We start from the raw sequence: 25,283 nt of genomic DNA, 5'->3' as shown, positions 1-25,283 counted from the left end.
AGCCTTCTTTATTTAATTATAACTCTTTTGGTGAATTCTTTTACACCATTTGATATTTTGAGAATGTACATGCCTGAAAATATATTTTGCAATGTCACATTTTCTTCAAAATTTGTACTACCATTATACGTTTCTTGATATACCAATCTATTTCTAAGATCGTATAGTTTTATATCCACATTGTTTTTTGTAGGGTTGTATAGCTGAATAGTAAATTCACCTGTATTCGGATTAGGGTAAAGAACTAATTTGTTAGGGTCTCCAGGTTCTCCAATATCTAATAGTGTTTCAGTGGTTTCACATATTTCAACAAACCAGGAGTTAAGAGTGCCTTCGTCTCCAGCTTCGAAATCACCTAGTTGTATAGTCCAGTTTCCTGAAGAGTTTTTGTTATTAAACTTGGCTAGCAAATCATTGAACGATTTGGCTGATGTATTTAGTGAAGCACTCAGGCAATTAAGTAAAGGAGCCTGATCGTCAAAAATGCTAATCAAATTTTCTTCATTACCACAGTCGCTCGGTGATTTCAAAAGTACTATGGTGTTGTCAGGGCCTTGCACTCTTATGCCTAAATCTCCAATATAAGAATGCGTAATGTCTAAGCCTATATTTATATCTGTAATTGCTTTTGCGTCACCTATATTAATGGTATGCGATTGAGTAAAATCTTTTCCATTATCTGTAATATTGATGCCTAAATTAGGAGCTGAACTATATTGGGTACACGTTTTACTTACAATATAATTTATAGCAAAATCTGTGGTATTAATAGCAAAGAAGTTATTGTTGGTTGGCTCAATTAAAATTCTGCAATACGGAGCAGGTAAATGAGGTACCGTGATAATATGACTTCCATCATTGGGGGTGTTTGATGCCAAAGTATGTTCATAAGTCATACCACCGTTTGTAGATAATAGTATGTTAACATTTGAGGCTCCAGATAAGTTATTTGTATTGTTTACGTTCCATGTGATGGTTTCATTAGTGCCACTTTCCCAAAGAATATTGGGTGTGTTCTGTGAGGTTATACTAAACGGGCCATATGCAGAACTAAAGGTCACACGCATGTCGTCATGCGCATTATTAGCGCCACCTGGTCTATTATCTCTAACAGTAAGTCTGAAATCTGCGGTTCTATCTACATTTGGCACTTTTTCCCATTGGGTAGCATTAATACCAAAGGTTAAATCTTCCAAATTAGGAAAATACCTAATATTGCTTTCTGTTGGCGGATAAGACCTAAATAATACCGAATTTGAATTTGAGCTATTAGGATTGGGGTATGTTGTAACTGCATCATCTTCATTAAACTGTTCCCAACAGTACGTGAGCTGATCACCGTCTGCATCTGAAGCGTTTCCTACTAATTTAAAAGCGGTTCCAACAGGTAAAGTTAAATTAGAACCAGCATTAACAGTAGGTGTAGAGTTACCTGTGTTTTCAGTAGAAGGGCATGTGGTGGTCTTAATAAAAGTTGTAATTTGTTGTAAAGAAGCGGCATGAAAATAAGGGTCACTATGTCGTTGTACATTGGTAGAGCCTGTGATACCCGCATAAGCCATAATGGTTGATCCGCCACCAGGTTCCATTTGCGTATTTGTGCCTTCACTACCATCATGCGTCCAAGTATGGGTAGCACCAAATTGATGCCCAATTTCATGGGCTACAAAATCTAAATCAAAATTAATACCAGCAGGCGAAGGACTTGTGGAAAACCCAGAGCCTTTATGGTTTTTATCAGCGTAAGACCCTCCGTTATTACATACACACCCTATGCACCCTGCATCTCCTGTGCCATTGCCAGCACCATCATCAATACCACCAAGCAAATGACCTACATCATAATTAGCTTCTAAAATTTCTGTATCTAAGGTTGTGGCTAGTTGGGTGTTATAATTTCCTAAATTGGTATAAGGATCGGTACTCGGGTTTAAGTAAATCACCTTATCATTATTAGCCACTAATTGCAGAGAAACATTAAACTCATTTTCAAAAACCGCGTTAATATTGGTTAAGGTAGCGTTAATAGCAGCGTTAACAGAGGCTAAGGAACCTCCATTAAATTGTCCATATTCACCAGTAACAGAAAGCGCTATTTTATAAGTACGTTTTATGCTGTCATCAGCGTCTTTTAACTCGTCTTCCTTAAGTTGTGTTTTGAAAAAGGTATTAATGCGTTCACAAAGAAAGTTGCCTTGTGCTAAGTTTGCCTTGTGTATCACAACAATTTGATTTAAGTTATTGGCAGCAGCTTCAATAACCGTGGTGTTACTGGTGCCTAAAACAACTCCAGATAAACCATTATATGGCGATATACTAAAGCGCAGATAAGCCAACGGATTGTCTATACCATAACCTGTGTATGATTTTATATGGGGGTATTTAGCTTGTAAATCTGGATGCATAACAGAGGTCTCTTCAATACGGAAACGCTCAAAAGTCCCATGAGCATTAGGGAAACTTAATATTAAATCAGATGTTTCCGTAGTTTTACTGGTCTTATTAGATTGCGTCAATGCTTGAGTAAGGGTTTGTAAATTAAATTGATAAACGAGACCTTTGTTGCTGGCAGTTTTATGGGGCTTCGATTTTAAAAGTGTCTTGGTTGTTGCTATTTTTGTAAAGTAATTATCTTGAGCAAAACCTGAAAATAAACTTAAAAGTATTGCAGTTGTTAAAACATAATGTAGTTTTGCTTTCATAAATACGTTTTTCGAGGCTAATTTTAATATCAAATATAGCAATTCTAATTATTTAACCTGGTTTTATTTAATTGTACACTTTGCATGAGAAAGGTAAAAAACTTAGAGCATTATAAGGCTTCAGAGGCTACTGTGGTAACCATTGGTACGTTTGATGGGGTGCATATTGGACATCAAAAAATAATAAAACGGCTTATAAATACAGGAAAAGTAGAAGGTTTAAAATCCGTAATACTTACGTTTTTTCCACACCCAAGAATGGTCTTGCAAAAGGATTCTAATATCAAGTTAATAAATACCATTAAAGAACGTCATGATATTTTAGATGCTTTAGGCTTAGATTTTTTGCTTATTAAAAAGTTTACCAAAGCCTTTTCAAGACTATCTGCTGAAGATTTTGTGAAAGATATTTTGGTAGATAAAATAAATGCCAAAAAAGTAATTATTGGCTATGACCACCGTTTTGGAAGAAATAGAAATGCTGATATCAATGATTTAAAAGTTTTTGGAGAAACTTATGGTTTTGAAGTGGAAGAAATTTCAGCGCAAGATATCAATGAGGTCGCTGTAAGTTCAACCAAAATAAGAGCTGCTATAAATGATGGCGATATTCAAAAAGCGAATAAATATTTGGGCTATGATTTTATGCTAACGGGTGAGGTAAGTCAAGGTAGAGGTTTGGGCAAGCAATTAAATTTTCCAACGGCTAATATTGTTATAGAGGAAGATTATAAAATTATTCCGAAGCAAGGCGCTTATGTTGTGTATGCCAAAATAAATGACCTAACGGTATATGGCATGATGAATATTGGTATGAACCCAACAGTGAATGGGAGCGAGCAAACTATTGAAGTGCATTTTTTTGACTTTAATTCATCTATCTACGGAGAAATTATTCAAATACATTTATTAGAACGCTTAAGAGATGAGCAAAAATTTGAATCGGTTGAGGCTTTAAAAAAACAACTCGCTAAAGATAAAGAGACTGCTTTAAAATTCATCTCAAGCCATAAGCCGTCTTAACGGTTATTTTACAATAAAAACAAGAGCGATTATCTTGTTAATTCCTTAAATTTGTCGCTTAAATTTTCAAGACATGTTACAAGTTGCTTTTATTAGAGAGAACAAAGATTTAGTAATTGAGCGCTTAGCAAAGCGAAATATTGATGCACGTCAAATGATTGATGATGTTATTGCGTTTGATGAAGCAAGACGAAGCTTACAAGCAGAACTCGATAATACCTTGGCCGAATCAAACACTTTATCAAAAGAAATTGGAAATTTATACAAATCTGGGCAAGCTGAAAAAGCCAATGCCCTTAAGCAAAAAACGAGTGAATTAAAAGAGTCATCAAAAGTACTGGCTGAGTCATTAAATGCTAAAGCAGATGCTTTAAATGAACTACTTTATAAAATTCCCAACGTGCCCAATGCCATAGTTCCAGCTGGTAATACAGATGAAGATAATGAAGAGGTGTTTAGTGCGGGCGAGATTCCTAAACTCCATGACGAGGCTTTGCCGCATTGGGAATTAGCTAAGAAATATGATATTATTGATTTTGAATTAGGGAATAAAATCACGGGAGCAGGTTTTCCTGTATATAAAGGCAAAGGCGCACGATTACAACGGGCTTTAATAGCCTATTTTCTTGATAAAAATACGGCTGCCGGCTACACCGAATTTCAGTTGCCACACTTAGTCAATGAAGCCTCTGGTTTTGGCACGGGGCAGTTACCTGATAAAGAAGGACAAATGTATCATGTAACAGGAGATAATCTATATCTTATTCCAACAGCAGAAGTGCCAGGTACCAATATTTTTAGAGATGTGGTTTTAAGTGAAGCAGAATTACCAATAGGTATAACAGGTTACACGCCATGTTTTAGAAGAGAGGCAGGAAGCTATGGCGCTCATGTGAGAGGTTTAAACAGATTACACCAATTTGATAAGGTTGAAATTTTACGTGTAGAACACCCTTCAAAATCTTATGAAGCACTAGATGGGATGGTAGATCATGTGAAAACCATTCTTGAAGAGTTAAAGTTACCATACCGAATATTGAGATTATGTGGTGGCGATTTAGGGTTCACCTCTGCATTAACTTATGATTTTGAAGTGTTCTCAACAGCACAAGACCGTTGGTTAGAGATATCATCTGTTTCAAATTTTGAAACATTTCAAGCCAACCGCCTAAAACTAAGATTTAAAAACAGTGAAGGTAAAAATGAGCTGGCTCACACTTTAAATGGAAGTTCATTAGCACTACCTAGAGTTTTAGCTGGCATATTAGAAAATTACCAAACCGAGAAAGGTATTGTTATTCCTGAAGTGCTACAACCGTACACTGGTTTTAGTATAATTGATTAAACTAGTAAAAATCTTACAAATCAATAATCTTTTTTATCAAAAACATCGATTAAATGCGTGTTTTGGTTGATACATGACATTTTTAGGTCGTTTTACTTGCATTTTTTAAAGATATTTTTCAAGTTAGCAGCACCAAATCTATTAAACCTGCTGACCATGAAGAATATTAAGCGTTTAGTACTGTTAATTGCTCTGATTTTTTTCGCTACAAAAGTGTTGTCCTCAGATTTCGAACTGGTTAAATCTGACGATAATTCAACTACAATAGTGAGTAAATAGGAATTCTGTTTTCATAATATCTCTTGATGCACAAAAAGATGTTTTTGAAATAAATAATTGTGATTTTTCATTAAATTAAAGACTGTCCCCAATCGAGTTTTTAATTAACGGTAGTTAATAGAAGAATAATTTTTTGGTTGGTTGATGCCCGAATTTTTCGGGCATTTTTTATTATAATATTAGTAAAATTAACGAAGTAAACCTATTGTAGTGCCTTTAACGCAACCAAATGGTAATTATGCTATCTAAGAGTATAATATAAATATACATTGACATGAAAAGAGTATTGACTTTATTTTTAATTGGAATAACATTTTTAAGCTGTTCAAATGATGATGATGACAATGAAGATTCAACGAACTGTGATTTTAAAACCATAATAAGTGCTACTCAATATGAAAATGCACCTTCAGATGAACTAACCATAAATAGTTTAGAGATTAACGGTAACTGTATGACGATTAATTTTAGTGCAGGTGGTTGTAACGGAAATACTTGGGAAGTAGAACTAATTGATTCTGGTGCTACTTTAAAATCCTATCCGCCTCAAAGAAATCTCAGATTATCATTAAAGAATGAAGAGTTATGTGAAGCATATATTACAAAAGAATTGACTTTTGACATTTCAAACTTACAAGATGGTGGAGGTAAAGTACAACTGAATGTAATAAACTCCGATAAGAGCATTTTATATGAATATTAAAAACAAACCATACTCAAATACGCTATATTTACCGTATGAGATTTGTTTTTTTCATTGGAGTACTACTTTTTTCAATAGCTGGGGTTACTCAAGAAGATATTCTTGCTAAAGAGTATTTTAAAAATGGTGACTATGAAAAGGCTTTATTGGAGTATAAGGCACTTTATGCAAAATCGCCGTCCAACATCAACTATATTAATCAAATTATAAGTACACATCAGCAACTAGAACAGTATGATGAGGTGGAAGCCTTTTTATTAAAGTTGATGGAACGTATTAACTATCCAGCTTTTTTTGTTGAAATAGGGTATAACTTTCAGTTAAAAAATGATTTGAATACGGCAAAAGCCTATTATGAAAAAGCGCTTGCCAGTATTGATGACCACGTAAATAATGTCTATGGCGTGGCACGTACTTTTCAAAATCATTCGTTGTTAGAAGAAGCTTCTTTAGCGTATGAAAAGGCCATGACAATAAATCCTGAATTTAATTTTAATTTACAACTGGCACAGATTTATGGGGAGCAGGGTAATATTGAAAAGATGTTTATAGGCTATATTAATTTTATTGAGTCTAATCCTGAGCAGTTAGGTAATATAAAGCGAGCCTTGTCCGATTTTATTACTGATGATGCGTATAGTGAAAATAATACCTTGTTCAGAAAAATTTTATTAAAAAAGTTACAGCAAGCACCTAATACGCTTTGGAATGAAATGTTAAGCTGGCTATTTGTTCAGCAAAAGGATTTCAAAAAAGCATTCACCCAAGAGAAAGCTATCTTTAATAGAGAGCAAGTAGGGTTAAATAGAATTGTTGATTTGGCCATTTCAGCCGGTAATGACAATCAAACAGATTTGGCTAAAACCATTTATACTTATGTGATTGAAATAGCGCCAGACATAGACACCCAACTACAAGCGCATTATGAGGCTATTCAGCTTGAAATTAAAGAGAGTTCAAAAGACCAATATAACACTATAAAGGCAAAATATTTAGATTTGTTTAATAGCTATGGTGAGCAAAGTAAAGCCTTGAAACTTAAAATTTCATATGCCCATTTTTTAGCGTTTTATATGAATAACACCAAAGATGCCATTTCCTATTTAGAAAAGACCCTAAAGCTACCACTCAATAAAATGGAGCAAGCACAGGTTAAACTTGAATTAGGCGATATTTTGGTTTTGAACGAACAATTTAGTAAAGCTCTTATTTATTATACTCAAATTCAACGCCATTTAAAAAATAGTACCATATCTCAAGAAGCTCGATTTAGGGTAGCTAAAACAAGTTATTATAAAGGCGATTTTAAATGGGCAGAATCTCAGCTTAAAATTTTAAAAGCATCAACGTCTCAACTTATTGCCAATGACGCGCTTGATTTGAAATTGTTAATTACAGATAATAAATATGAAGATTCGCTTCAAACGGCACTTAAACTTTATGCAAAGGCCGATTTGCTTGCCTTTCAAAATAAAAAGGAGGCTTCTATACAGCTTCTAGATAAAATTTTAGAAGACCATAAAACAGAACCCATTATAGCTCAAGCCTTATACAAACAGGCGCAATTGTATGAAGAAAAGTTTGTATTTGAAAAGGCTCTGGCTAATTATGAACGTATCATTACCAATTACAGAGATGGTATTTTAGCAGATGATGCGTATTTTCATTTAGCAACAATTTATGATAAGTACTTAAATGAACCAGAAAAGGCCAAAGCGATGTATGAAAAGATAATTTTTAATCACGCCGATAGTATTTATTTTGTTGAAGCGAGAAAACGATTCAGAACATTACGCGGAGATGCCCTAAATTAAAAAGAAAGCTATGTATATATATAATGTTACCGTAAATGTTGATGAATCAATTCATGATGAATGGTTGGTTTGGATTAAAGAGCATATTCCGCAGGTTTTGGGAACAGGCAAGTTTAATAAAGCCACTCTTACACGAGTTTTGGTAGAAGAAGAAATGGGAGGCGTAACTTACTCTATTCAGTATAAATCATATTCCCGTGAAGCATTAGATGCCTATTATAAAGAAGATGCAGAACGCCTTAGAAACGAAGGATTAAAAAAGTTTGCCGATAAGATGCTTGCCTTTAGAACAGAGCTTCAAATTATTGATGAATACACGGTGAATTTTAAGTAATACCGCTTAAAATTCCTGTCAAATTTTAAAAACTTATTTTTGTGTCCTAAATAATGCTTAAGCAAAGGTAAAATCTATTTAGACTCATGACAGTAAAAGCTAAAAAACATCTCGGTCAACATTTTTTAAATGACGAATCTGTAGCGCAGAAAATAGCAGATACCCTGTCGTTACAAGGCTATCAAAATGTTTTAGAAATAGGGCCAGGTATGGGCGTTCTAACCAAATATTTGGTTAAAAAAAACATAACAACCTATGTTATTGAAATTGATCCAGAATCTGTAACGTATTTAAAAGCCAATTACCTAAACTTAGCGCCTAGAATTTTAGAACAAGATTTTTTAAAGTATGATTTAAACACCGTATTTAAGAATCAACCTTTTGCTATCATTGGCAATTTCCCATATAATATTTCAAGTCAAATTGTTTTTAAGGCTTTAAAAATGCGTAACCAAATTCCAGAGTTTTCAGGAATGTTTCAAAAAGAGGTGGCACAACGTATTTGTTCAAAAGAGGGTTCAAAAATATATGGCATTCTATCTGTATTAACACAAGCTTTTTATGAAGCCGAATACCTTTTTACAGTACCGCCAAATGTATTCAGTCCGCCTCCAAAAGTAGATTCAGGTGTTTTAAGATTAACCAGAAAAGAAGATTTTAGCTTACCTTGTGATGAAACGTTATTTTTTAAGGTGGTAAAAACAGGATTTCAACAACGTAGAAAAACACTTCGTAACAGTTTAAAAACATTCAATTTATCCGATAATTTAAAAGCAAATAGTATATTTGGCAAACGCCCAGAACAATTAAGTGTTCAGGAATTTATTAAACTTACACAGTTGATAGCAGAGGATAGTTAATACATCTTTGTAGGTGATTTTGATGAACTCAAAATTCAGGATTATAGTACATGTCGGAAGAAAAAGAAAACATACAATTTCAATTAACAAATCAACTTGTTGAAAAAGTAGAGCAGCTTATTGAATCCCAAAATGATAAGGAGCTTAAAAAGGTTTTAGATGAGTTTCATTACGCCGATATAGCCGAAATATTAGATGAACTTAATTTAGAAAGCGCCGTTTATGTGATTAAGCTTTTAGATTCTGAAACCACATCAGATATTCTGATGGAACTCGATGAAGATAATCGTGAGAAAGTTTTAAAAAGCCTATCTGCCCAAGAAATCGCCGATGAAGTTGAAGAGTTAGATACCGATGATGCGGCCGATATTATTGCCGAATTGCCTGAGGAACGTCAACGAGAAGTAATTTCCAGAATTGAAGATGAAGAGCATAAAGCGGAGATTACTGAACTTTTAGCCTATGCAGATGATACTGCAGGAAGTTTAATGGCTAAAGAATTGGTAAAAGTTTATGAAACATGGACAGTGGCTGGGTGTCTGCGTCGCATAAGAGGGCAAGCTAAAGATGTGACTAGAGTTCATTCTGTGTATGTTGTTGATAAGGAAAATAAATTGGTGGGACGCTTATCGTTAAAAGATCTTGTGGTTGCAAAAAACGATCAAAAAATAGCCGATATATACATCTCAAATGTTGATTATGTTAATGTGAATGAAGATGTAGAGGAAGTAGCCCGATTAATGGCAAAGTATGATTTAGAAGCCATTCCTGTGGTTGAGAGTGATGACAATAAAGTACTGCTTGGGCGTATTACTATTGATGACATTGTAGATGTTATGAAAGAAGAGGCAGAAAGAGATTACCAAATGGCGGCTGGTATTACCAGTGACGTAGAGGCCGATGACAGCATTTTGCAACTAACGCGTGCTCGATTACCTTGGTTGTTTTTAGGCTTAGTAGGTGGTGTTGGAGCGTTTTTAATTATGGAAGGGTTTCAAGAAACATTTAGTACCTATGCTGTTTTGTTCTTTTTTACCCCATTAATAGCTGCTATGGCAGGAAATGTGGGTGTGCAATCAAGTGCTATTATTGTTCAAGGTTTAGCCAATGACGATGTAAAAGGAAGTATTAATAGCCGTTTGCTGAAGGAAATGCTACTTGCAGCATTAAACGGGGTTATTTTAGCCATGTTTTTGTTTCTTTTTGTTTGGGCAACAAAGGGTGAGATGAATACGGCTTTTGCTATTTCGGTTTCGCTGGTGGTGGTTATTATTGTTGCTGGTTTAATAGGTACTTTTGTTCCTTTGTTTTTAGATAAACGTGGTATTGACCCAGCCATAGCTACAGGACCTTTTATTACCACAAGTAATGATATTTTTGGCATTTTAATCTACTTTTGGATTGCTAAAATGATTTTAGGAATTTAGAATGCTCGGTTCGCTGGGCTTGTTTCAGTATCACATACTTTTTTACTTTTAACAATAAAATGCATCTTCAGAAAATGAAGATTTTATAACTTATGAAGATCCTTCACCTTGATACCAATCACGACCTTTTAATCAATCAATTGCGAGATCTTGGGTTTGCCAATGACGAAGATTATACTTCATCAAAAGTAGATATAGAAAAGAAAATTTCAAGCTATGATGGTATTGTAATACGAAGCCGATTTACTATTGACAAGTCATTTTTAGATGCTGCGACCAATCTAAAGTTTATAGGTCGGGTAGGAGCAGGTTTAGAAAATATTGATTGTGACTATGCTAATAGCAAAGGTATTACACTTATTGCGGCTCCAGAAGGTAACCGAAATGCCGTAGGAGAACATGCTTTAGGAATGTTACTGTCGTTATTTAATAAACTTAATAAAGCCGACAGAGAAGTAAGGGAAGGTAAATGGTTGCGGGAAGCTAATCGCGGTGTAGAATTAGATGGCAAAACAATAGGGCTTATAGGGTACGGTAATATGGGAAAAGCCTTTGCTAAGAAACTCCGTGGTTTTGATGTACAGGTGTTGTGTTATGATATTAAGGAAGATGTAGGTGATGAGAATGCAAAACAGGTTTCACTTGAAGAATTTCAAAAAAAGGTTGAGGTGGTTAGTTTGCATACGCCGCAAACTCCTTTGACTCTGGGGATGATCAATGCACAATTTATCAATGATTTTAAACAGTCGTTCTGGTTTATTAATACAGCTAGAGGAAAAAGTGTAGTGACTGCAGATTTAGTTGAAGCATTACAATCTGGTAAAATTTTAGGAGCAGGTTTAGATGTTTTGGAATATGAGAAAGCCTCATTTGAAACGCTGTTCTCGTCTGAATTACCAGAGGCTTTTCAGTATGTAATTCAGGCAGAAAATGTATTGCTTACGCCGCATGTTGCGGGGTGGACTGTTGAGAGCAAAGAAAAATTAGCCCAAACCATTGTAGATAAAATAAAAGCAAAATTTTGTTAACTTTAGTATCTAAAGTTTTACAAGATGCAGTACCAAGCTAATTCTCCTGAAGATTATATTTCTCAAATTCCTCAAGACCGCCAAAGTGCTGCCAAACAACTTAGGGAAACAATAAAAAATAATCTTCCCGAAGGTTTTGAAGAGGGCATGCAATATGGCATGATTGGCTATTTTGTTCCGCACCGTATTTATCCAAACGGGTACCATTGCAATCCTAAAGAGCCCTTACCTTTTATGAGTTTTGCGTCACAAAAAAACTCTATAAATTTATATCACAGTGGTATATATGCTGTGCCCGAAATACAGGATTGGTTTGTTAAGGAGTATCCGAAGTATTGCTTGGGAAAATTAGATATGGGTAAAAGTTGTATTCGTTTTAAAAAGATAGACACCATACCCTTTGCCCTTATTGCTGAACTCTGTGAAAAAATATCGGTTCAGAAGTGGATTGCTATTTATGAATCTAATATCAAAAAGAATTAAACCATTAAACTTTAGTATTTATGAAACTAGGAGCATTTTCAGTCAGTTTAAATGTTAAAGACATTAAAGTGTCTAAGATATTTTATGAGCGTTTAGGGTTTAGCCTGTTTGCGGGAGATATTGATCAACATTATGTAATCATGAAAAATGGAAATAGTATTATAGGGTTATTTCAAGGAATGTTTGAGCAAAATATTTTAACCTTCAACCCTGGTTGGGATGAGAATGCTAATGCCCTTGCATCTTATGATGATGTAAGAAGCATTCAAGATCATTTAAAAAAACATAACATCACATTAGAGCGCGAAGTAGATAAAAACAGTTCTGGTCCAGGAAGTATTGTGTTGTATGATCCTGATGGTAATACGATTCTTATTGACCAACATGTATAACTAAAAAAATGAAAAAACGCGTAACTGGAATTGGCGGAGTTTTCTTTAAAACCAAAGATCCAAAAGCAACAAAACAGTGGTACAAAAAGCATTTAGGTTTTAATACAGATGATTACGGTTGTACCTTTTGGTGGAAAGATAAAGAAGGAAACGATTGCTCAACACAGTGGAGCCCTTTTTCAGAAGATACCGAATACTTTCAGCCTGTACAGAAAGACTTTATGTTTAATTATAGGGTTGAACATCTAAAAGAATTACTTGAAACATTAAAAGATGAAGGTGTTACCATAGTAGGCGACATGCAAGAGTTTGAATACGGTAAATTCGCGTGGATTTTAGATAATGAAGGGAATAAAATAGAACTTTGGGAACCAATAGACCGCGCTTTTTTGTAATTTTCGGCCGATACATTTAATCACAGCATTTGGCTTATTTAGATATTTTAAAATCCTATAACCTTAGTACAGTAGATTGGTTATTTGTTGGGTTTGCCGTTTTTTTATTGGGTATTTCAAAATCAGGTATCAAGGGCATTGGTATCATCATAGTGGTGATCATGGCCTTCGTTTTTGGCGAAAAAGCCTCAACAGGTATCTTGCTTCCTCAGCTTATTTGTGCCGATATATTGGCGGTAACCTATTACAACAGTCATGCCCAATGGAAATATATAAAAATACTCTTACCATGGATGATTATTGGTGTTTTGGTGGGTGTTTGGATTGGAAATGATATTTCTGAAACCTTATTCAAACGGTTAATGGCGGTCATTATATTGGCTTCAGTGGTGATTATGTTTGTTATGGAAAACCGCAAATCAAAGCAGATACCCACAAATACATGGTTTTCAAGTGGCACGGGATTTTTAACAGGATTTACCACTATGATTGGTAATTTAGCAGGACCTATTTCAAACATTTATTTTCTGGCCATGCGTTTTCCAAAAAATGAATTTATTGGTACGGCGGCCTGGTTGTTCTTCATTATAAATGTATTTAAACTGCCGTTTCATATGTTTGTGTGGAACACCGTATCAAAAGAAAGTTTGATTTTAAATGCGGTATTAATACCTGTGGTTACTACGGGTTTTTTTCTAGGGGTGTATATTGTAAAATTTATTTCAAATATTAATTACCGACGGTTTATACTTTTTGTTACTGCTCTTGGAGGTATAATTATGTTGTTTAGGTAATCAATTAGTAGTGAAAATTTATTAGTTTTGAAGTCTAATCAAAATCTTCACTATCATGTCAGATCACAAAAATACCAATGACAATTTAAAAGAAAAAGCCAATGAGTTTGCTAACGAAGCCAAAGAAACCGCTTCTGAATTTGCTAACAACGCTAAAGAAACATTTGCCTCAACAGACAATAAAAAAGTGTTGGCTGGCATTTTAGGCATTCTCTTAGGAGGTTTTGGTATTCATAAATTTATTTTGGGTTACAACAAAGAAGGTTTCATATTACTAATAGCTACCATACTTACATGTGGTGTTGCTAGTATCATTGGGTTTATAGAAGGCATTATTTATTTAACAAAATCGGACGCCGATTTTTATAACACTTATCAGGTAGGAAAGAAACCTTGGTTTTAATCCTGTGCAACCATTTACAAAAGGACTTCGCTTTATGAAGTCCTTTTTTGTTTTGTTACTTTATGGTTACCTCGGTTTCTAATACTGTATTTGAACTTCCTCCAATGAATATTTTAAAATCTCCAGGTTCAAATCGCCATTGACCCAAATTATTAAAAAAGCCTAATTCTTGCTCAGTCAGGGTAAACCTAATAGTTTTGGTTTCACCAGCTTCAAAGGCTACCAATTCAAACCCTTTTAACTCTTTAATGGGCCGCACTACGCTGGCCACTTTATCATGGATATAGAGTTGTACAACCTCTTTTCCATCAATGCTGCTTGTGTTGGTTACTTTTACTGAAACGGATAGTGTTGAATCAGCATTGACGGTAACGTTAAGGTCTTCGTATGAAAACTCAGAATAACTTAAGCCATGACCAAATACAAATTGAGGCGAATTTTCTTCGTCACTATAATGGGACCAAAAAACGTTGTCTTCTGCGTTTGCGGGTCGTCCTGTATTGTACCTGTTATACATAATTGGTACTTGTCCAACCGATCTTGGGAAAGACATTGTGAGTTTTCCGCTGGGGTTGTAATCCCCAAACACCACTTGAGCAATGGCATTACCACTTTGCGAGCCTAAGTGCCAAGCTTCAACTATTGAAGGTATATGTTGCGCGGCCCATGGAATTGCTAATGGTCTACCATTATTAAGTATCAATACAATGTTTTTATTAATTTCATATACGGCTTCAAGTAATTCTTGTTGAACACCAGGTAGGTTAATGTTGGCTCTACTTCGGCCTTCTCCACTTTGAAAACCGTGTTCACCCAAAACCATAACCACAACATCAGCCTTTTTAGCGGTTGCTATGGCGTCAGCAAAACCACTTTTATCATAGCTAATATTGGCTTTTCCAGTAAACCCGGGATTGCTTGTGAGTACTTTTACTCCTTCGCTGTAAATTATGGTATTTGCAGAGTGCTTTTTCAAGCCTTCTAAAACTGACACGGCCGAATTGGGTTCAGCTGCAGCACGCCAACTACCAATTGGGCTGTCTTTGTCATTAGCCAAGCTTCCTATTAACGCAATTTTTAAACCTTCCTTTTTAAGAGGAAGTTGTTTGTTTTCATTTTTTAAAAGGACGATGGATTTTTTCGCCATGTCTAAAACAGCTTCATGGTGTTCAGGCTTGCCTATAGTTTGTTCGCGCTCATACGAACAGTATCTATATGGGTCATCAAATAACCCAAGTTCAAATTTCACTTTTAAAATACGCTTGACAGCATCATCAACAAGAGCTTCGTTTACAACGCCATCTTTAACCAATTTAACAAGTTCATTAACATAGGCATAAGATTCCATATCCATATCCGATCCGGCTTTGACTGCTATTTCAGCAACTTGTTTTAAATCTTTAGCAAAACCATGAGATATCATTTCTTTTAACGACCCCCAATCAGAAATAACAAAGCCCTCAAAGCCCCATTTACCTTTAAGAATATCGCGTTGTAAGAACGCATTCCCGGTAGCTGGAATACCATTTAAAATGTTAAATGCGTTCATAAACGTTTTGACGTCACTATCGGCTGCAGCTTTAAATGGTGGGAACACTTGATTGTATAATGTAGATGTGCCAATATCAACGGTGTTGTAGTCTCGTCCTGCTTCTGGAAATCCGTAAGCAGCAAAGTGTTTTGCACAGGCAGCAATAGTGGTGTTGGCTGAGAGTTTATCACCTTGAAAGCCCTGAACTCTTGCTTGCGCAATTTTTGAACCAAGAAACGCATCTTCACCAGCACCTTCCATGACACGTCCCCAGCGCGCATCTCGTGAAATATCAACCATAGGAGCAAAGGTCCAGTTTATACCAGCGGCAGCAGATTCATCTGCCGCTACACTTGATGATTTTTTAATGGCTTCTAAATCCCAACTTGCTGACTCGGCCAAGGGAATAGGACTTATAGTTTTATAGCCATGAATAACATCAAATCCAATAATTAACGGAATGCCTAATCGGGTTTCTTCAACTGCTATTTTTTGAACTTCGTAAACATTTTTTACACCTCTTACATTAAGCATTGAGCCCACCAGGCCTTGGCGTAAATGTTCATATTTTTTTGCGGCATTTCCTTCTGTTGGAGCAGGGCCAGTAACTTCCCAAAACCCATTATATTGATTCATTTGTCCAACTTTTTCTTCCAAAGTCATTAGCGTTAATAATGAATCTACTTTTTTATCAATTGGTGATTGCAATGGTGTAGTAGGTTTATAATCAGATTGACTTATAGCAAAAAAGGGTAAAACTAATCCTAAGCAAACATGTAATAATCTCATTGGTCATGATTTTTAGTGATGTAACAAAATAAGGATTTTTTAGCGCTTTTTGAGGCTGTATTTTTTAAAAAGTAAAATACACATTCATAATTAAGGAATTAATTGTTTGTGAAATTTGATTTATTATCGTAATATTGCAATATGTAAATTATAAATATGGGATTAACAAAATCACAAATATATACAGATAGACAGAATGATTTGGCACAGTTTTTTAAGGTGTTGGGTCACCCAGCTCGTGTTGCTATTCTGCAGTATATAAGTCAGCAGGAAGCCTGTATATGTAATGATCTTGTTGAAGAAATTGGCTTAGCACAAGCTACCATTTCTCAGCATCTTAAGGAATTAAAAAGTTTAGGTTTACTTAAAGGTGAAATAGAGGGGAAGCGCATGTGCTATTGTATTGATATGGTTCGATGGAATGATATTCAAAATCAACTTAATTCATTTTTCAATACCACTAAGTCTAATTGCTGCTAAATCGCCTTAAGGGATCATAAAAACTGGAAATAGATTAAATAAAAATAACATGAAAACACAAGATTTTTTTGAAGTATTAGAAGCTCATAAAAATAAAGCACTATTATTTGAATATGCTCCTAAAAAACTAGTTGGAGCCAACTACCATATTACAGAAGTGAAGCATGTAGGGATTGATGCTGTAGATTGTGGAGCTCAAATGGATTCTTGGAATGAAACGGTGGTGCAATTATGGGAAAGCCCTTCAGAACTTAATAAAACAGAATTTATGGGTGTGTATAAAGCACTTGGTATTTTTAAAAAAGTCGGCACTATGAAGCCTTATGATTTGCATTCTGAAATAAAATTTGAATACGGTAATTCACAGTTTCATACCGCTCAGTTGTTTGTTAACAATTTTGAAATACATGGGGATAGGTTAATTGTTAAATTAGCGGCTGAAAAAACCGACTGTAAGGCGAAATCAACTTGTGGGCTTCCTGAGGAAGTGGAGATTGTAGATGCATCTGCATGTTGTTCGCCAGAAAGTGGATGTTGTTAATATAAGAAGGACTATGATTGAAAAAATTACCGAAGTTATCAATACGCTAAATACCGATAACATTACTGAAGAAAGAAAGCAAATACTTCAACCCGTTATTGAATATTTAAAGGAAAAAATAAAAGGAAAGACTCCTATACGTTTAAATTTTATTTGTACTCATAATTCGCGTAGAAGTCATCTGTCACAAGTCTGGGCACAGACTATGGCGGCACAATATGGCGTTAAAAAGATAAGCTGCTATTCTGGAGGAACGGAAGCAACGGCCATGTTTCCTAAAGTAGGAGAAACGTTGGTTAATCAGGGGTTTCAAATAAGTAATTTATCTGAAGGAGATAATCCTGTTTATGCCATTAAATTTGATGATAATGAACCCGCTATAGTAGCCTTTTCAAAGACCTTTGATCATGCTTTTAATCCGAAATCAGCTTTTGCAGCTATCATGACGTGTTCATCGGCCGATGAAGCTTGTCCTATGGTGTCTGGTTGTGATAAACGTTTTGCTATAATGTATGAAGACCCAAAAAAGTCTGATGGAACACCAGAACAAACGGAAACCTATTTCAATCGTAGTTTAGAAATTGCTACCGAGATGAAATATATTTTTTCAAGTCTTTAATACTTAAGGTTTGGGCTGAAAATAGAGTTATTTTGACTCTGTGAACTTACGTTCTAGTTCAGCCTGAAACTCTTCCATAACAGGGCGAACAGTACTTTCTGGTAAATCGGCAATTTTAATATACATCAAGCCATCTACGGCATTATTAAAAAGGGGGTCTACATTAAAGGCTACCAATTTTGCATTTTGCTTGATGTATTTTTTAAGTAAAACAGGTAAACGTAAAGCTCCTGGTTCAATTTCATCAATGAATTTATCAAACTTATTTAAGTCTGCCTCAGTTTCATCAAAAACAAAATCTTTATCAGCGTCTTTTAGTTTTACTTTAAACTCTTTTTTAGGCCGAACGTATTGCGCAATATAAGGGTCATAGTAATGCGATTTCATAAACTCAATCATCAACGATTTTGAGAAGTTGGAAAACTGATTACTAATACTCACGCCACCTATTAAATATTTATGTTCTGGGAAGCGAAGTGTGGTATGAACAATACCTTTCCAGAGTAAAAACAAAGGCATGGGTTTTTGCTGGTACTCTTTTATGATGAAAGCGCGCCCCATTTCAATAGATTGGCTCATCATTTTATGAAGCTCGGGTTCAAACCGAAATAAATCTTGAAGGTAGAAGCCATTTATACCATATTTAGCATAAATTCTGGAACCTAAGCCCATGCGGTAAGCACCAGCCAAAAGTTTTTTATCATTATCCCATAGGAACATGTGGTGGTAGTACTCATCAAAAGGATCTAGGTCAATGGCTTCATTGGTGCCTTCGCCTACTTCTCTAAAGGTAATCTCTCTAAGCCTACCAATTTCTCTTAATATATTAGGAATTTTGTTAGCTTCCGCTAAAAATACCTCGTAGTTTTTACTTTGTAGAAGCCTGCAATCCGATTTACGTAAAGCTTCCACTTCAAGCGTCATCACATTGCAATCAACAGGAGTTACAATGTTTTTGGGCGCTCTCGGTGTTTTTAGAGATGAAGACAAATTATCTAACATTTTTTTCTTGTCTTCAAAAGAATTGGCCAGCATATAGGTTTTACGCCTTAAAAACTCAGTGAATTCATGTAGTGTTGCATGCTCTTTTTGGTCGACTACAGACACGGGTTTTCCAATTCTAACCTTAATAACACGATTTTTTTGTGTTAATAATTCCGAAGGTAATTTAGCGGTTCTAAACGTATCACTGATTTGAGATAGTTTGTAAAAGAGCCTGCTGTTTTTAGCATGAAAATAAATAGGCACTACGGGTACACCAGCTTTTTGAATAAGTTTCATAGCGGCCTCTTCCCACGGTTTATCAACTACCAATTTTCCATCTTTATAAGTAGATACTTCGCCTGCTGGAAAGATACCTAAGGGATGCCCATTTCTTAAATGTAGAATAGCATTTTTAAACCCAGTCAAACTAGATTTAGCATCTTTTCTGTCTTCAAAAGGGTTAACAGGCATGATGTAGGGCTTCATAGGTTCAATTCTATGCAATAAAAAGTTGGCAATTATTTTAAAATCATCACGCTGCTCAAGCATCAATTTTAAAAGTAAAATACCGTCAATACCACCTAGCGGATGATTTGAAATGGTAATATACGCCCCTTCTTTCGGGAGCCGTTTTAAATCTTCTTCAGGAATTTCAAATTTAATCTGGAAATCACCCAGAATAGCATCAAGGAAGGGGACTTCACTTAAATGTTTATTTCGTTTGTATATTTTATTAAGGGTAGATATTTTTAGTACTTTCATTAAAAGCCAGCCAATAAACGTGCCAACAAAACCATACTTGTTTAACTGAATGGCTTTGGCTACTTCCTTAGCGTTAACTAATCCTACGTCCTGTTGTTTAGTCATAAGTGTAAATGTACTAAAAATGTTTATTTCGTTACTAGTTGAACGGTGTCTTGTGTTAATTGTTTTAGTAGTATGGTTTTTCCTAACTCTAATTGGTTAATAGTATTTTCAGTGTAATGTCTTATAGTATAGAGGGATACGTTTTCATGGCAGGACACTTTAAATTTTGCTTTTAAATGATGAATTAATTTATCCAGATTATTATAAACGTTATCTACGCAGACCGAAAAACTGATAGCTGAATTTTGTATCACATCCACTTTCATTTTATAGGTGTGCAATAAACCAAAAATTTCACTAATATTATCTTCTACGATGTATGAGAAATCTAATGAGGAAAGGGAGATAAGAACTTGATTTTTTTTCACAATAAAGCAAGGAATCATTGGACTTAGTGTTACATTTTTCCCAATTTGAGACCCATCAGATTTAGGGTTTATAAACGATTTAACGTACAAAGGAATTTCTTTGCGTTGCAGAGGTTGAATGGTTTTAGGATGAATAATTGAAGCGCCATAAAAGGCCAATTCTATAGCTTCACTATATGATATGTTGTTTAATAACTGAGCTTGTTCAAAATATCTAGGATCTGCATTTAAAACACCTGAAACATCTTTCCAAATGGTAACACTCTTAGCATTCAAGCAATAGGCGTATATCGCTGCAGTATAATCACTACCTTCTCTTCCTAAGGTTGTGGTGAAATTATTGGTGTCACTACCTAAAAATCCTTGTGTGATATTTAATACCGATGTGTCTAAACTATTTGTTATTAACGTTTGTGTGTCTTTCCAGTTAACACGCGCATTTCTATAGTAATTGTCTGTTTTTATTTGGGTTCTTACATCTATCCAATTATTTTTCAGACCTTTTGCGTTTAGGTATTCACTAACAATGGTTGTTGAAATTAATTCGCCAAACCCCACTACTTGATCATAAACAAAATTATAATCGGGTGATTTGTTCATGCGCATAAAAGTATTTAAATCATCAAATAGTGTATTAACCTTTTTAAATACAGGTGCATGTTCATCTTCAAAAAGATCTAAAAGAATGGCATTGTGAAATTTTTTAACCTCTTGAAGGGCACTTTGTAAAGCAGCCGTATTATCCAAATAATTTTTGATGACTGCCTCAAGTGCGTTGGTTGTTTTTCCCATGGCAGAAACTACAATAAGCGTATTTTTATAACCAACCTGAAGTAAGACAGAGAGGAGGTTTTTTACACCCTCGGCATCTTTTACAGAAGCTCCACCAAACTTAAATATTTGCATGTTATATGGTTGCTATGTAATTATTTATGGCCTCTTCGTTTAACTGCACTACATCCCAGTCACGCATCACTTTGGCGCCTTTACTTTCATAAAATTCAATGGCAGGTTCATTCCAGTCTAGAACTTCCCAATTGATTCGTTTTACACCAAGACTATGTCCATATTTAATCACTTCGTTGAGTAGCGCGGTTCCTATTCCAGTACCACGCATAGCTTCACTAACTATTAAATCTTCTAAATGAATGGCTTTGCCTTTCCAGGTTGAGTACCGGTTATAAATAAGAGCGATACCCACAATTTTTGAATCTACTTCGGCTACAAAACAATGAAATGCAGGATGGGAGCCAAAGCCATCATTTTCCAAATCGGTAACAGTAATTTCAACAGCATCTGGTTCTTTCTCAAAAATAGCAAGTTCTTGAATTAAACGAAGCACCTGATGCATGTCCTTTTTTTGCGAATCCCTTATTATAACGGCCATAGTTTTTATAATTGTTCAAATATAGTTTAAAGTTAAATATATTAGATAAATTACTGTTCCGAAAACGATATAGTTAATTAAATTTGTAAACATTCAAACACCACAAAACAAACTTTTATGTCTGAGCAAAAACAAACGTTAGGAGAGTTTATTATTAAAAATCAATCATCATTTCAGTATTCATCAGGGGAGTTATCCAGTTTGCTTAATTCTATTAGGTTAGCCGCAAAGATTGTTAACCATGAGGTTAATAAAGCGGGCTTGGTTGATATTATTGGAGCTGCTGGTGATACAAATATTCAAGGTGAAGACCAACAAAAATTAGATGTTTATGCAAATGATAAATTTATTCAAACCCTAACCAAGCGAAATATAGTTTGTGGAATTGCCAGCGAAGAAGAAGATGATTTTATTTCAATAAATAGTCAAGATAAAAACCATCAAAATAAATACGTAGTACTGATTGATCCTTTAGATGGGTCTTCAAATATTGATGTTAATGTATCTGTTGGAACCATTTTCTCTATTTACAGAAGAGTGACTCCAGTAGGAACCCCAGTACAATTAGAAGATTTTCTGCAAAAGGGTAGTGAACAAGTGGCTGCGGGCTATGTGGTTTATGGAACGTCAACCATGTTAGTATATACTACAGGGCATGGTGTTAATGGGTTTACTTTGAATCCTGCTATTGGTTCGTTTTATTTATCGCACCCAAACATGGAATTTCCAGAGGACGGCAATATTTATTCGGTGAATGAAGGCAATTATATTCATTTTCCTCAGGGAATAAAGAATTATATCAAGTATTGCCAAGAAGAAGAAGGGGATAGGCCGTACACCTCGCGGTATATTGGGTCTTTGGTTTCAGATTTTCACAGAAACATGATTAAAGGGGGTATTTATTTATACCCTCAAAGTTCAAAAAATCCTAATGGTAAATTGCGTTTACTATATGAATGCAACCCTATGGCTTTTTTAGCCGAGCAGGCTAATGGCAAATCAAGTGATGGTTTTACACGGACATTAGATGTTGAACCTACAGAACTACATCAACGGGTACCCTTTATTTGTGGCAGTAAAAACATGGTAGAAAAAGCTGAAGAGTTTATGAGAAATGCTCAGTAAGACATAATTAACGCAATAAAAATTAAGACGTCAACTTTTTGGCGTCTTAATTTTTATTGCGTTAAAACCTATTTTTAGTTCCCAACCAAAGCTGCTCTGGGACCACCAGAGGCAAATACAGCACGCATTCTAAATTTTTGACCATTTGTAAAAAGACCCATACAGCCATCATCTGAGTAATCCATATAGTTTTCTACCATATCCGTTGATTTACAACTCACTTCAAGCAAATCACACCTATAATTAGGCCCATCTGATGACGGTGTGTCACTCACAAAATCATCTTGTCTACATCTACCATCACCCCAAATATGTCGTAAATTCATCCAATGACCAACCTCATGCGTGGTAGTTCTACCTAGATCAAAGGGGGCATCTAAATAGAAGTTACCTTGAGTATCATATTCTGAAGAGCCAAAGTATTGTGGAGACATAACAACGCCATCTGTACTGGCTTTACCACCAGGAAACTGTGCATAACCTAAATATCCTGGAGTAATAGGAGCTACCCACATGGTTAAATAGCCATTTACTGCAGGGTATGCTGCTTTTACAGCATCATTTAAACCCCAATCTGTTCTGGAGTTATACTCTCTGTCAATAACTTGTAAGTTAAAATTAATATCAATGTCTGCACCTAAATTTTGAAATTCATGACGAACATCACTAAAATCCGCGTCATTAAAATCATTATTTAAAACAGTAATTTGTGAATTAATTTGGGCGTCACTTATGTTTTGTTGACTATTTGAGTAAATAACATACACATAAACAGGAATGTTTAAAGTTCCTAAACCATCATCAACAGGTTCTTCACTTCCACCATTATCACCATTATTTCCGCCATTATTGCCATTACCAACACCACTTGGTTTTTTTGAGGAAATAAACCTTCTCGTATGGTATTCAATTTCATACATTTTACGCTCTAAGCTTGGATTTTCCAGCAACTGTTTATTTAGCATTTTCATGGTGTAACATGTTTTTACTTTGTCTTTGCTGCTTACTGTTTTTGATGCAGAAGCATCATAATCATCAGTATAAACATAAAAATCACTCATATCAATATCTTGATTTATCGGTGTGATTTCGTTTTTGTTACTGTCACAGGATGTAAATACTAGCCCTACAGTCATAATGAAGAAAAGTAGTCTTTTCATTTTTGAAAGATTTGAATTAGTCAGAGCTTATAAGATAAAACAAATCTTTAAATCTTTAATTTTATTTGGGCAAAAAACGTAAAACAAGTGCCGAAAAGCATAATTGTTATAATGTGTTTTTCGGTTTTGGCGAAAAATGAAAGTTATTTTAAGACAGCATCATTTTTGCTTTCTTAACGCCTTCTACTAAGGCATCAATCTCAGCTTTAGTGTTGTAAAACGCTAGAGAAGCTCTTACGGTTCCAGGTATTTTATAAAAATCCATGATAGGTTGTGCACAGTGATGTCCTGTTCTTACGGCAATGCCTAGTTTGTCTAGGATGGTACCCACATCATAGGGGTGGATGCCTTTAAGGTTAAAGGAAATTACAGAAGTTTTTTGGGCAGAGGTACCGTATATTTTCAAACCTTTAATGGCTGATAATTGTTCGGTAGCGTAACTTAAAAGCTCATGTTCATAAGTAGCAATATTTTCAAAACCTATGGCGTTCATATAATCCAGAGCGGCACCAAAGGTAATACCTCCGGCAATATTTGGTGTACCCGCTTCAAATTTATGTGGTAAATCTGCGTAGGAGGTTTTTTCAAAGGTAACTTCGGCAATCATCTCACCACCACCTTGGTATGGGGGGAGTTTTTTTAGCCATTCCTCTTTCCCATAAAGCATGCCAACACCTGTAGGACCACACATTTTGTGCGCTGAAGCCACGTAAAAGTCAACATCTAGTTTTTGAACATCTGGTTTAATGTGCGGGCTAGACTGCGCGCCATCAATAAGCACAGCGGCACCAAATTGATGGGCTTTTTCAATGATGTATTCAATAGGGTTTACTGTGCCTAACGCATTGGAAACGTGGTTTACAAAAACAAGTTTTGTGTGTTTTGACAATAGTTTGTCATAGTCTGTCATGATGAGTTCACCATCTTCATTCATAGGAATGACTTTGAGTGTAGCCCCTGTACGCTCGCAAAGCATTTGCCAAGGCACAATATTGGAGTGATGTTCTAAGGCAGAAACTATGATTTCATCGGCTTTTTTTAGAAGTGAAGAAAAACCATTGGCTACCAAATTAATACCGTGTGTGGTTCCTGAGGTGAAAATGATTTCATGAGAAAACTTGGCATTAAAATGCGATTGTATTTTTTGTCGTGCTTGTTCGTATAAATCTGTAGCTTCCTGACTTAGGGTATGAACCCCACGATGAATATTGGCGTTGTAGTTTGAATAATAATCTACAATCGCTTTAATAACTTGCTTTGGGGTTTGTGATGTTGCAGCATTGTCAAAATACACTAATGGCTTGCCATTAACTTTACGAGAAAGAATGGGAAAGTCTTGTCTTATGGTTTCTACGTTGAACATAGCAGTTTGGTCTAGCCCCGATAGTAGCGGCATCCTTTTTTGAGGGACGAAAAAAAGATATAGCGTATAGCGGGAATGAGCTTCAAA

At 35.2% G+C, this 25,283-nt stretch carries 24 protein-coding genes; 17 read left to right on the top strand and 7 right to left on the bottom strand.

Annotated features, from left to right (window positions below):
• Positions 1–8: 8 nt before the first annotated feature.
• A complete protein-coding gene (locus tag KFZ70_RS04075) occupies positions 9–2,702 on the bottom strand; it encodes a reprolysin-like metallopeptidase (RefSeq protein ID WP_139696876.1) in 2,694 nt (897 codons plus the stop codon).
• 84 nt (positions 2,703–2,786) lie between these two features.
• On the opposite strand from KFZ70_RS04075, the gene KFZ70_RS04070 reads away from it, so the two are divergent.
• The 13 genes from KFZ70_RS04070 to KFZ70_RS04010 all read left to right on the top strand — a co-directional run bounded on the left by KFZ70_RS04070 (position 2,787) and on the right by KFZ70_RS04010 (position 13,982).
• Positions 2,787–3,725: a bifunctional riboflavin kinase/FAD synthetase gene (locus KFZ70_RS04070; RefSeq protein WP_139696878.1), complete on the top strand. Its 939-nt coding sequence runs from the start codon at positions 2,787–2,789 to the stop codon at positions 3,723–3,725.
• Positions 3,726–3,798: 73 nt separating this feature from the next.
• Positions 3,799–5,070 carry a serine--tRNA ligase gene (serS, locus tag KFZ70_RS04065; RefSeq protein ID WP_139696880.1) on the top strand — a complete coding sequence of 424 codons (1,272 nt, stop codon included), beginning with the start codon at positions 3,799–3,801 and terminating at the stop codon, positions 5,068–5,070.
• A gap of 553 nt (positions 5,071–5,623) precedes the next feature.
• A complete protein-coding gene (locus tag KFZ70_RS04060) occupies positions 5,624–6,052 on the top strand; it encodes a hypothetical protein (RefSeq protein ID WP_139696882.1) in 429 nt (142 codons plus the stop codon).
• 35 nt (positions 6,053–6,087) lie between these two features.
• Positions 6,088–7,866, top strand: a complete 1,779-nt coding sequence (locus tag KFZ70_RS04055) for a tetratricopeptide repeat protein (protein WP_139696884.1) — start codon at positions 6,088–6,090, stop codon at positions 7,864–7,866.
• Between the two features lie 10 nt (positions 7,867–7,876).
• On the top strand, positions 7,877–8,200 hold the full coding sequence (locus tag KFZ70_RS04050; protein WP_139696886.1) for a DUF4286 family protein: 324 nt from the start codon (positions 7,877–7,879) through the stop codon (positions 8,198–8,200).
• 86 nt (positions 8,201–8,286) lie between these two features.
• Positions 8,287–9,060, top strand: a complete 774-nt coding sequence (gene rsmA, locus KFZ70_RS04045; RefSeq protein ID WP_139696888.1) for a 16S rRNA (adenine(1518)-N(6)/adenine(1519)-N(6))-dimethyltransferase RsmA — start codon at positions 8,287–8,289, stop codon at positions 9,058–9,060.
• A gap of 50 nt (positions 9,061–9,110) precedes the next feature.
• Positions 9,111–10,487 (top strand): magnesium transporter, encoded by a 1,377-nt coding sequence (mgtE, locus tag KFZ70_RS04040; RefSeq protein WP_199240676.1) that lies wholly within the window; start codon positions 9,111–9,113, stop codon positions 10,485–10,487.
• Positions 10,488–10,579: 92 nt separating this feature from the next.
• Entirely contained in the window at positions 10,580–11,515 is a 936-nt protein-coding gene (locus KFZ70_RS04035) for a 2-hydroxyacid dehydrogenase (protein ID WP_139696890.1), read from the top strand.
• A 24-nt stretch (positions 11,516–11,539) separates the two neighbouring features.
• Positions 11,540–11,998, top strand: a complete 459-nt coding sequence (locus tag KFZ70_RS04030; protein WP_139696892.1) for a DUF1801 domain-containing protein — start codon at positions 11,540–11,542, stop codon at positions 11,996–11,998.
• 20 nt (positions 11,999–12,018) lie between these two features.
• Positions 12,019–12,390 carry a VOC family protein gene (locus KFZ70_RS04025; RefSeq protein ID WP_139696893.1) on the top strand — a complete coding sequence of 124 codons (372 nt, stop codon included), beginning with the start codon at positions 12,019–12,021 and terminating at the stop codon, positions 12,388–12,390.
• A gap of 8 nt (positions 12,391–12,398) precedes the next feature.
• A complete protein-coding gene (locus KFZ70_RS04020) occupies positions 12,399–12,785 on the top strand; it encodes a VOC family protein (RefSeq protein ID WP_139696896.1) in 387 nt (128 codons plus the stop codon).
• Between the two features lie 29 nt (positions 12,786–12,814).
• A complete protein-coding gene (locus tag KFZ70_RS04015) occupies positions 12,815–13,579 on the top strand; it encodes a sulfite exporter TauE/SafE family protein (protein WP_139696898.1) in 765 nt (254 codons plus the stop codon).
• Positions 13,580–13,634: 55 nt separating this feature from the next.
• Complete coding sequence (locus KFZ70_RS04010; RefSeq protein WP_139696900.1) at positions 13,635–13,982, top strand: TM2 domain-containing protein; 348 nt, start codon at positions 13,635–13,637, stop codon at positions 13,980–13,982.
• Positions 13,983–14,037: 55 nt separating this feature from the next.
• Here the strand turns inward: KFZ70_RS04010 and bglX are convergent, their stop codons facing one another.
• Positions 14,038–16,302 carry a beta-glucosidase BglX gene (bglX, locus tag KFZ70_RS04005; protein ID WP_139696902.1) on the bottom strand — a complete coding sequence of 755 codons (2,265 nt, stop codon included), beginning with the start codon at positions 16,300–16,302 and terminating at the stop codon, positions 14,038–14,040.
• A 156-nt stretch (positions 16,303–16,458) separates the two neighbouring features.
• Here bglX and KFZ70_RS04000 point away from each other — a divergent pair, with 156 nt between their 5' ends.
• Genes KFZ70_RS04000 through KFZ70_RS03990 form a run of 3 tightly spaced genes read left to right on the top strand, consistent with a single transcriptional unit; the run spans position 16,459 to position 17,942 of the window.
• A complete protein-coding gene (locus tag KFZ70_RS04000) occupies positions 16,459–16,782 on the top strand; it encodes a helix-turn-helix transcriptional regulator (RefSeq protein WP_139696904.1) in 324 nt (107 codons plus the stop codon).
• A 49-nt stretch (positions 16,783–16,831) separates the two neighbouring features.
• Positions 16,832–17,323: a DUF6428 family protein gene (locus KFZ70_RS03995; RefSeq protein WP_139696906.1), complete on the top strand. Its 492-nt coding sequence runs from the start codon at positions 16,832–16,834 to the stop codon at positions 17,321–17,323.
• Between the two features lie 13 nt (positions 17,324–17,336).
• Complete coding sequence (locus KFZ70_RS03990; protein ID WP_139696908.1) at positions 17,337–17,942, top strand: low molecular weight phosphatase family protein; 606 nt, start codon at positions 17,337–17,339, stop codon at positions 17,940–17,942.
• 27 nt (positions 17,943–17,969) lie between these two features.
• Here KFZ70_RS03990 and KFZ70_RS03985 read toward each other — a convergent pair whose 3' ends face one another.
• The 3 genes from KFZ70_RS03985 to KFZ70_RS03975 are packed head-to-tail and all read right to left on the bottom strand — an operon-like array spanning position 17,970 to position 21,548.
• Entirely contained in the window at positions 17,970–19,793 is a 1,824-nt protein-coding gene (locus KFZ70_RS03985) for a lysophospholipid acyltransferase family protein (protein WP_139696910.1), read from the bottom strand.
• Positions 19,794–19,816: 23 nt separating this feature from the next.
• Positions 19,817–21,067, bottom strand: coding sequence for an aspartate kinase (locus KFZ70_RS03980; protein WP_139696911.1), 1,251 nt, complete (start codon positions 21,065–21,067; stop codon positions 19,817–19,819).
• 1 nt (position 21,068) lies between these two features.
• Positions 21,069–21,548 carry a GNAT family N-acetyltransferase gene (locus KFZ70_RS03975; protein ID WP_139696913.1) on the bottom strand — a complete coding sequence of 160 codons (480 nt, stop codon included), beginning with the start codon at positions 21,546–21,548 and terminating at the stop codon, positions 21,069–21,071.
• A gap of 117 nt (positions 21,549–21,665) precedes the next feature.
• Here KFZ70_RS03975 and fbp point away from each other — a divergent pair, with 117 nt between their 5' ends.
• Positions 21,666–22,673 carry a class 1 fructose-bisphosphatase gene (fbp, locus tag KFZ70_RS03970; RefSeq protein WP_139696916.1) on the top strand — a complete coding sequence of 336 codons (1,008 nt, stop codon included), beginning with the start codon at positions 21,666–21,668 and terminating at the stop codon, positions 22,671–22,673.
• Between the two features lie 74 nt (positions 22,674–22,747).
• On the opposite strand, the gene KFZ70_RS03965 is transcribed toward fbp, so the two are convergent.
• Positions 22,748–23,833: a zinc metalloprotease gene (locus tag KFZ70_RS03965; protein ID WP_139696917.1), complete on the bottom strand. Its 1,086-nt coding sequence runs from the start codon at positions 23,831–23,833 to the stop codon at positions 22,748–22,750.
• Between the two features lie 148 nt (positions 23,834–23,981).
• On the bottom strand, positions 23,982–25,196 hold the full coding sequence (locus KFZ70_RS03960) for an aminotransferase class V-fold PLP-dependent enzyme (protein WP_139697268.1): 1,215 nt from the start codon (positions 25,194–25,196) through the stop codon (positions 23,982–23,984).
• Positions 25,197–25,283 lie beyond the last annotated feature (87 nt).

The sequence above is a fragment of the Allotamlana fucoidanivorans genome (assembly GCF_045788535.1).
Classification (GTDB): Bacteria; Bacteroidota; Bacteroidia; order Flavobacteriales; family Flavobacteriaceae; genus Allotamlana; species Allotamlana fucoidanivorans.
This window is presented reverse-complemented; position numbering and strand designations above follow the sequence as displayed.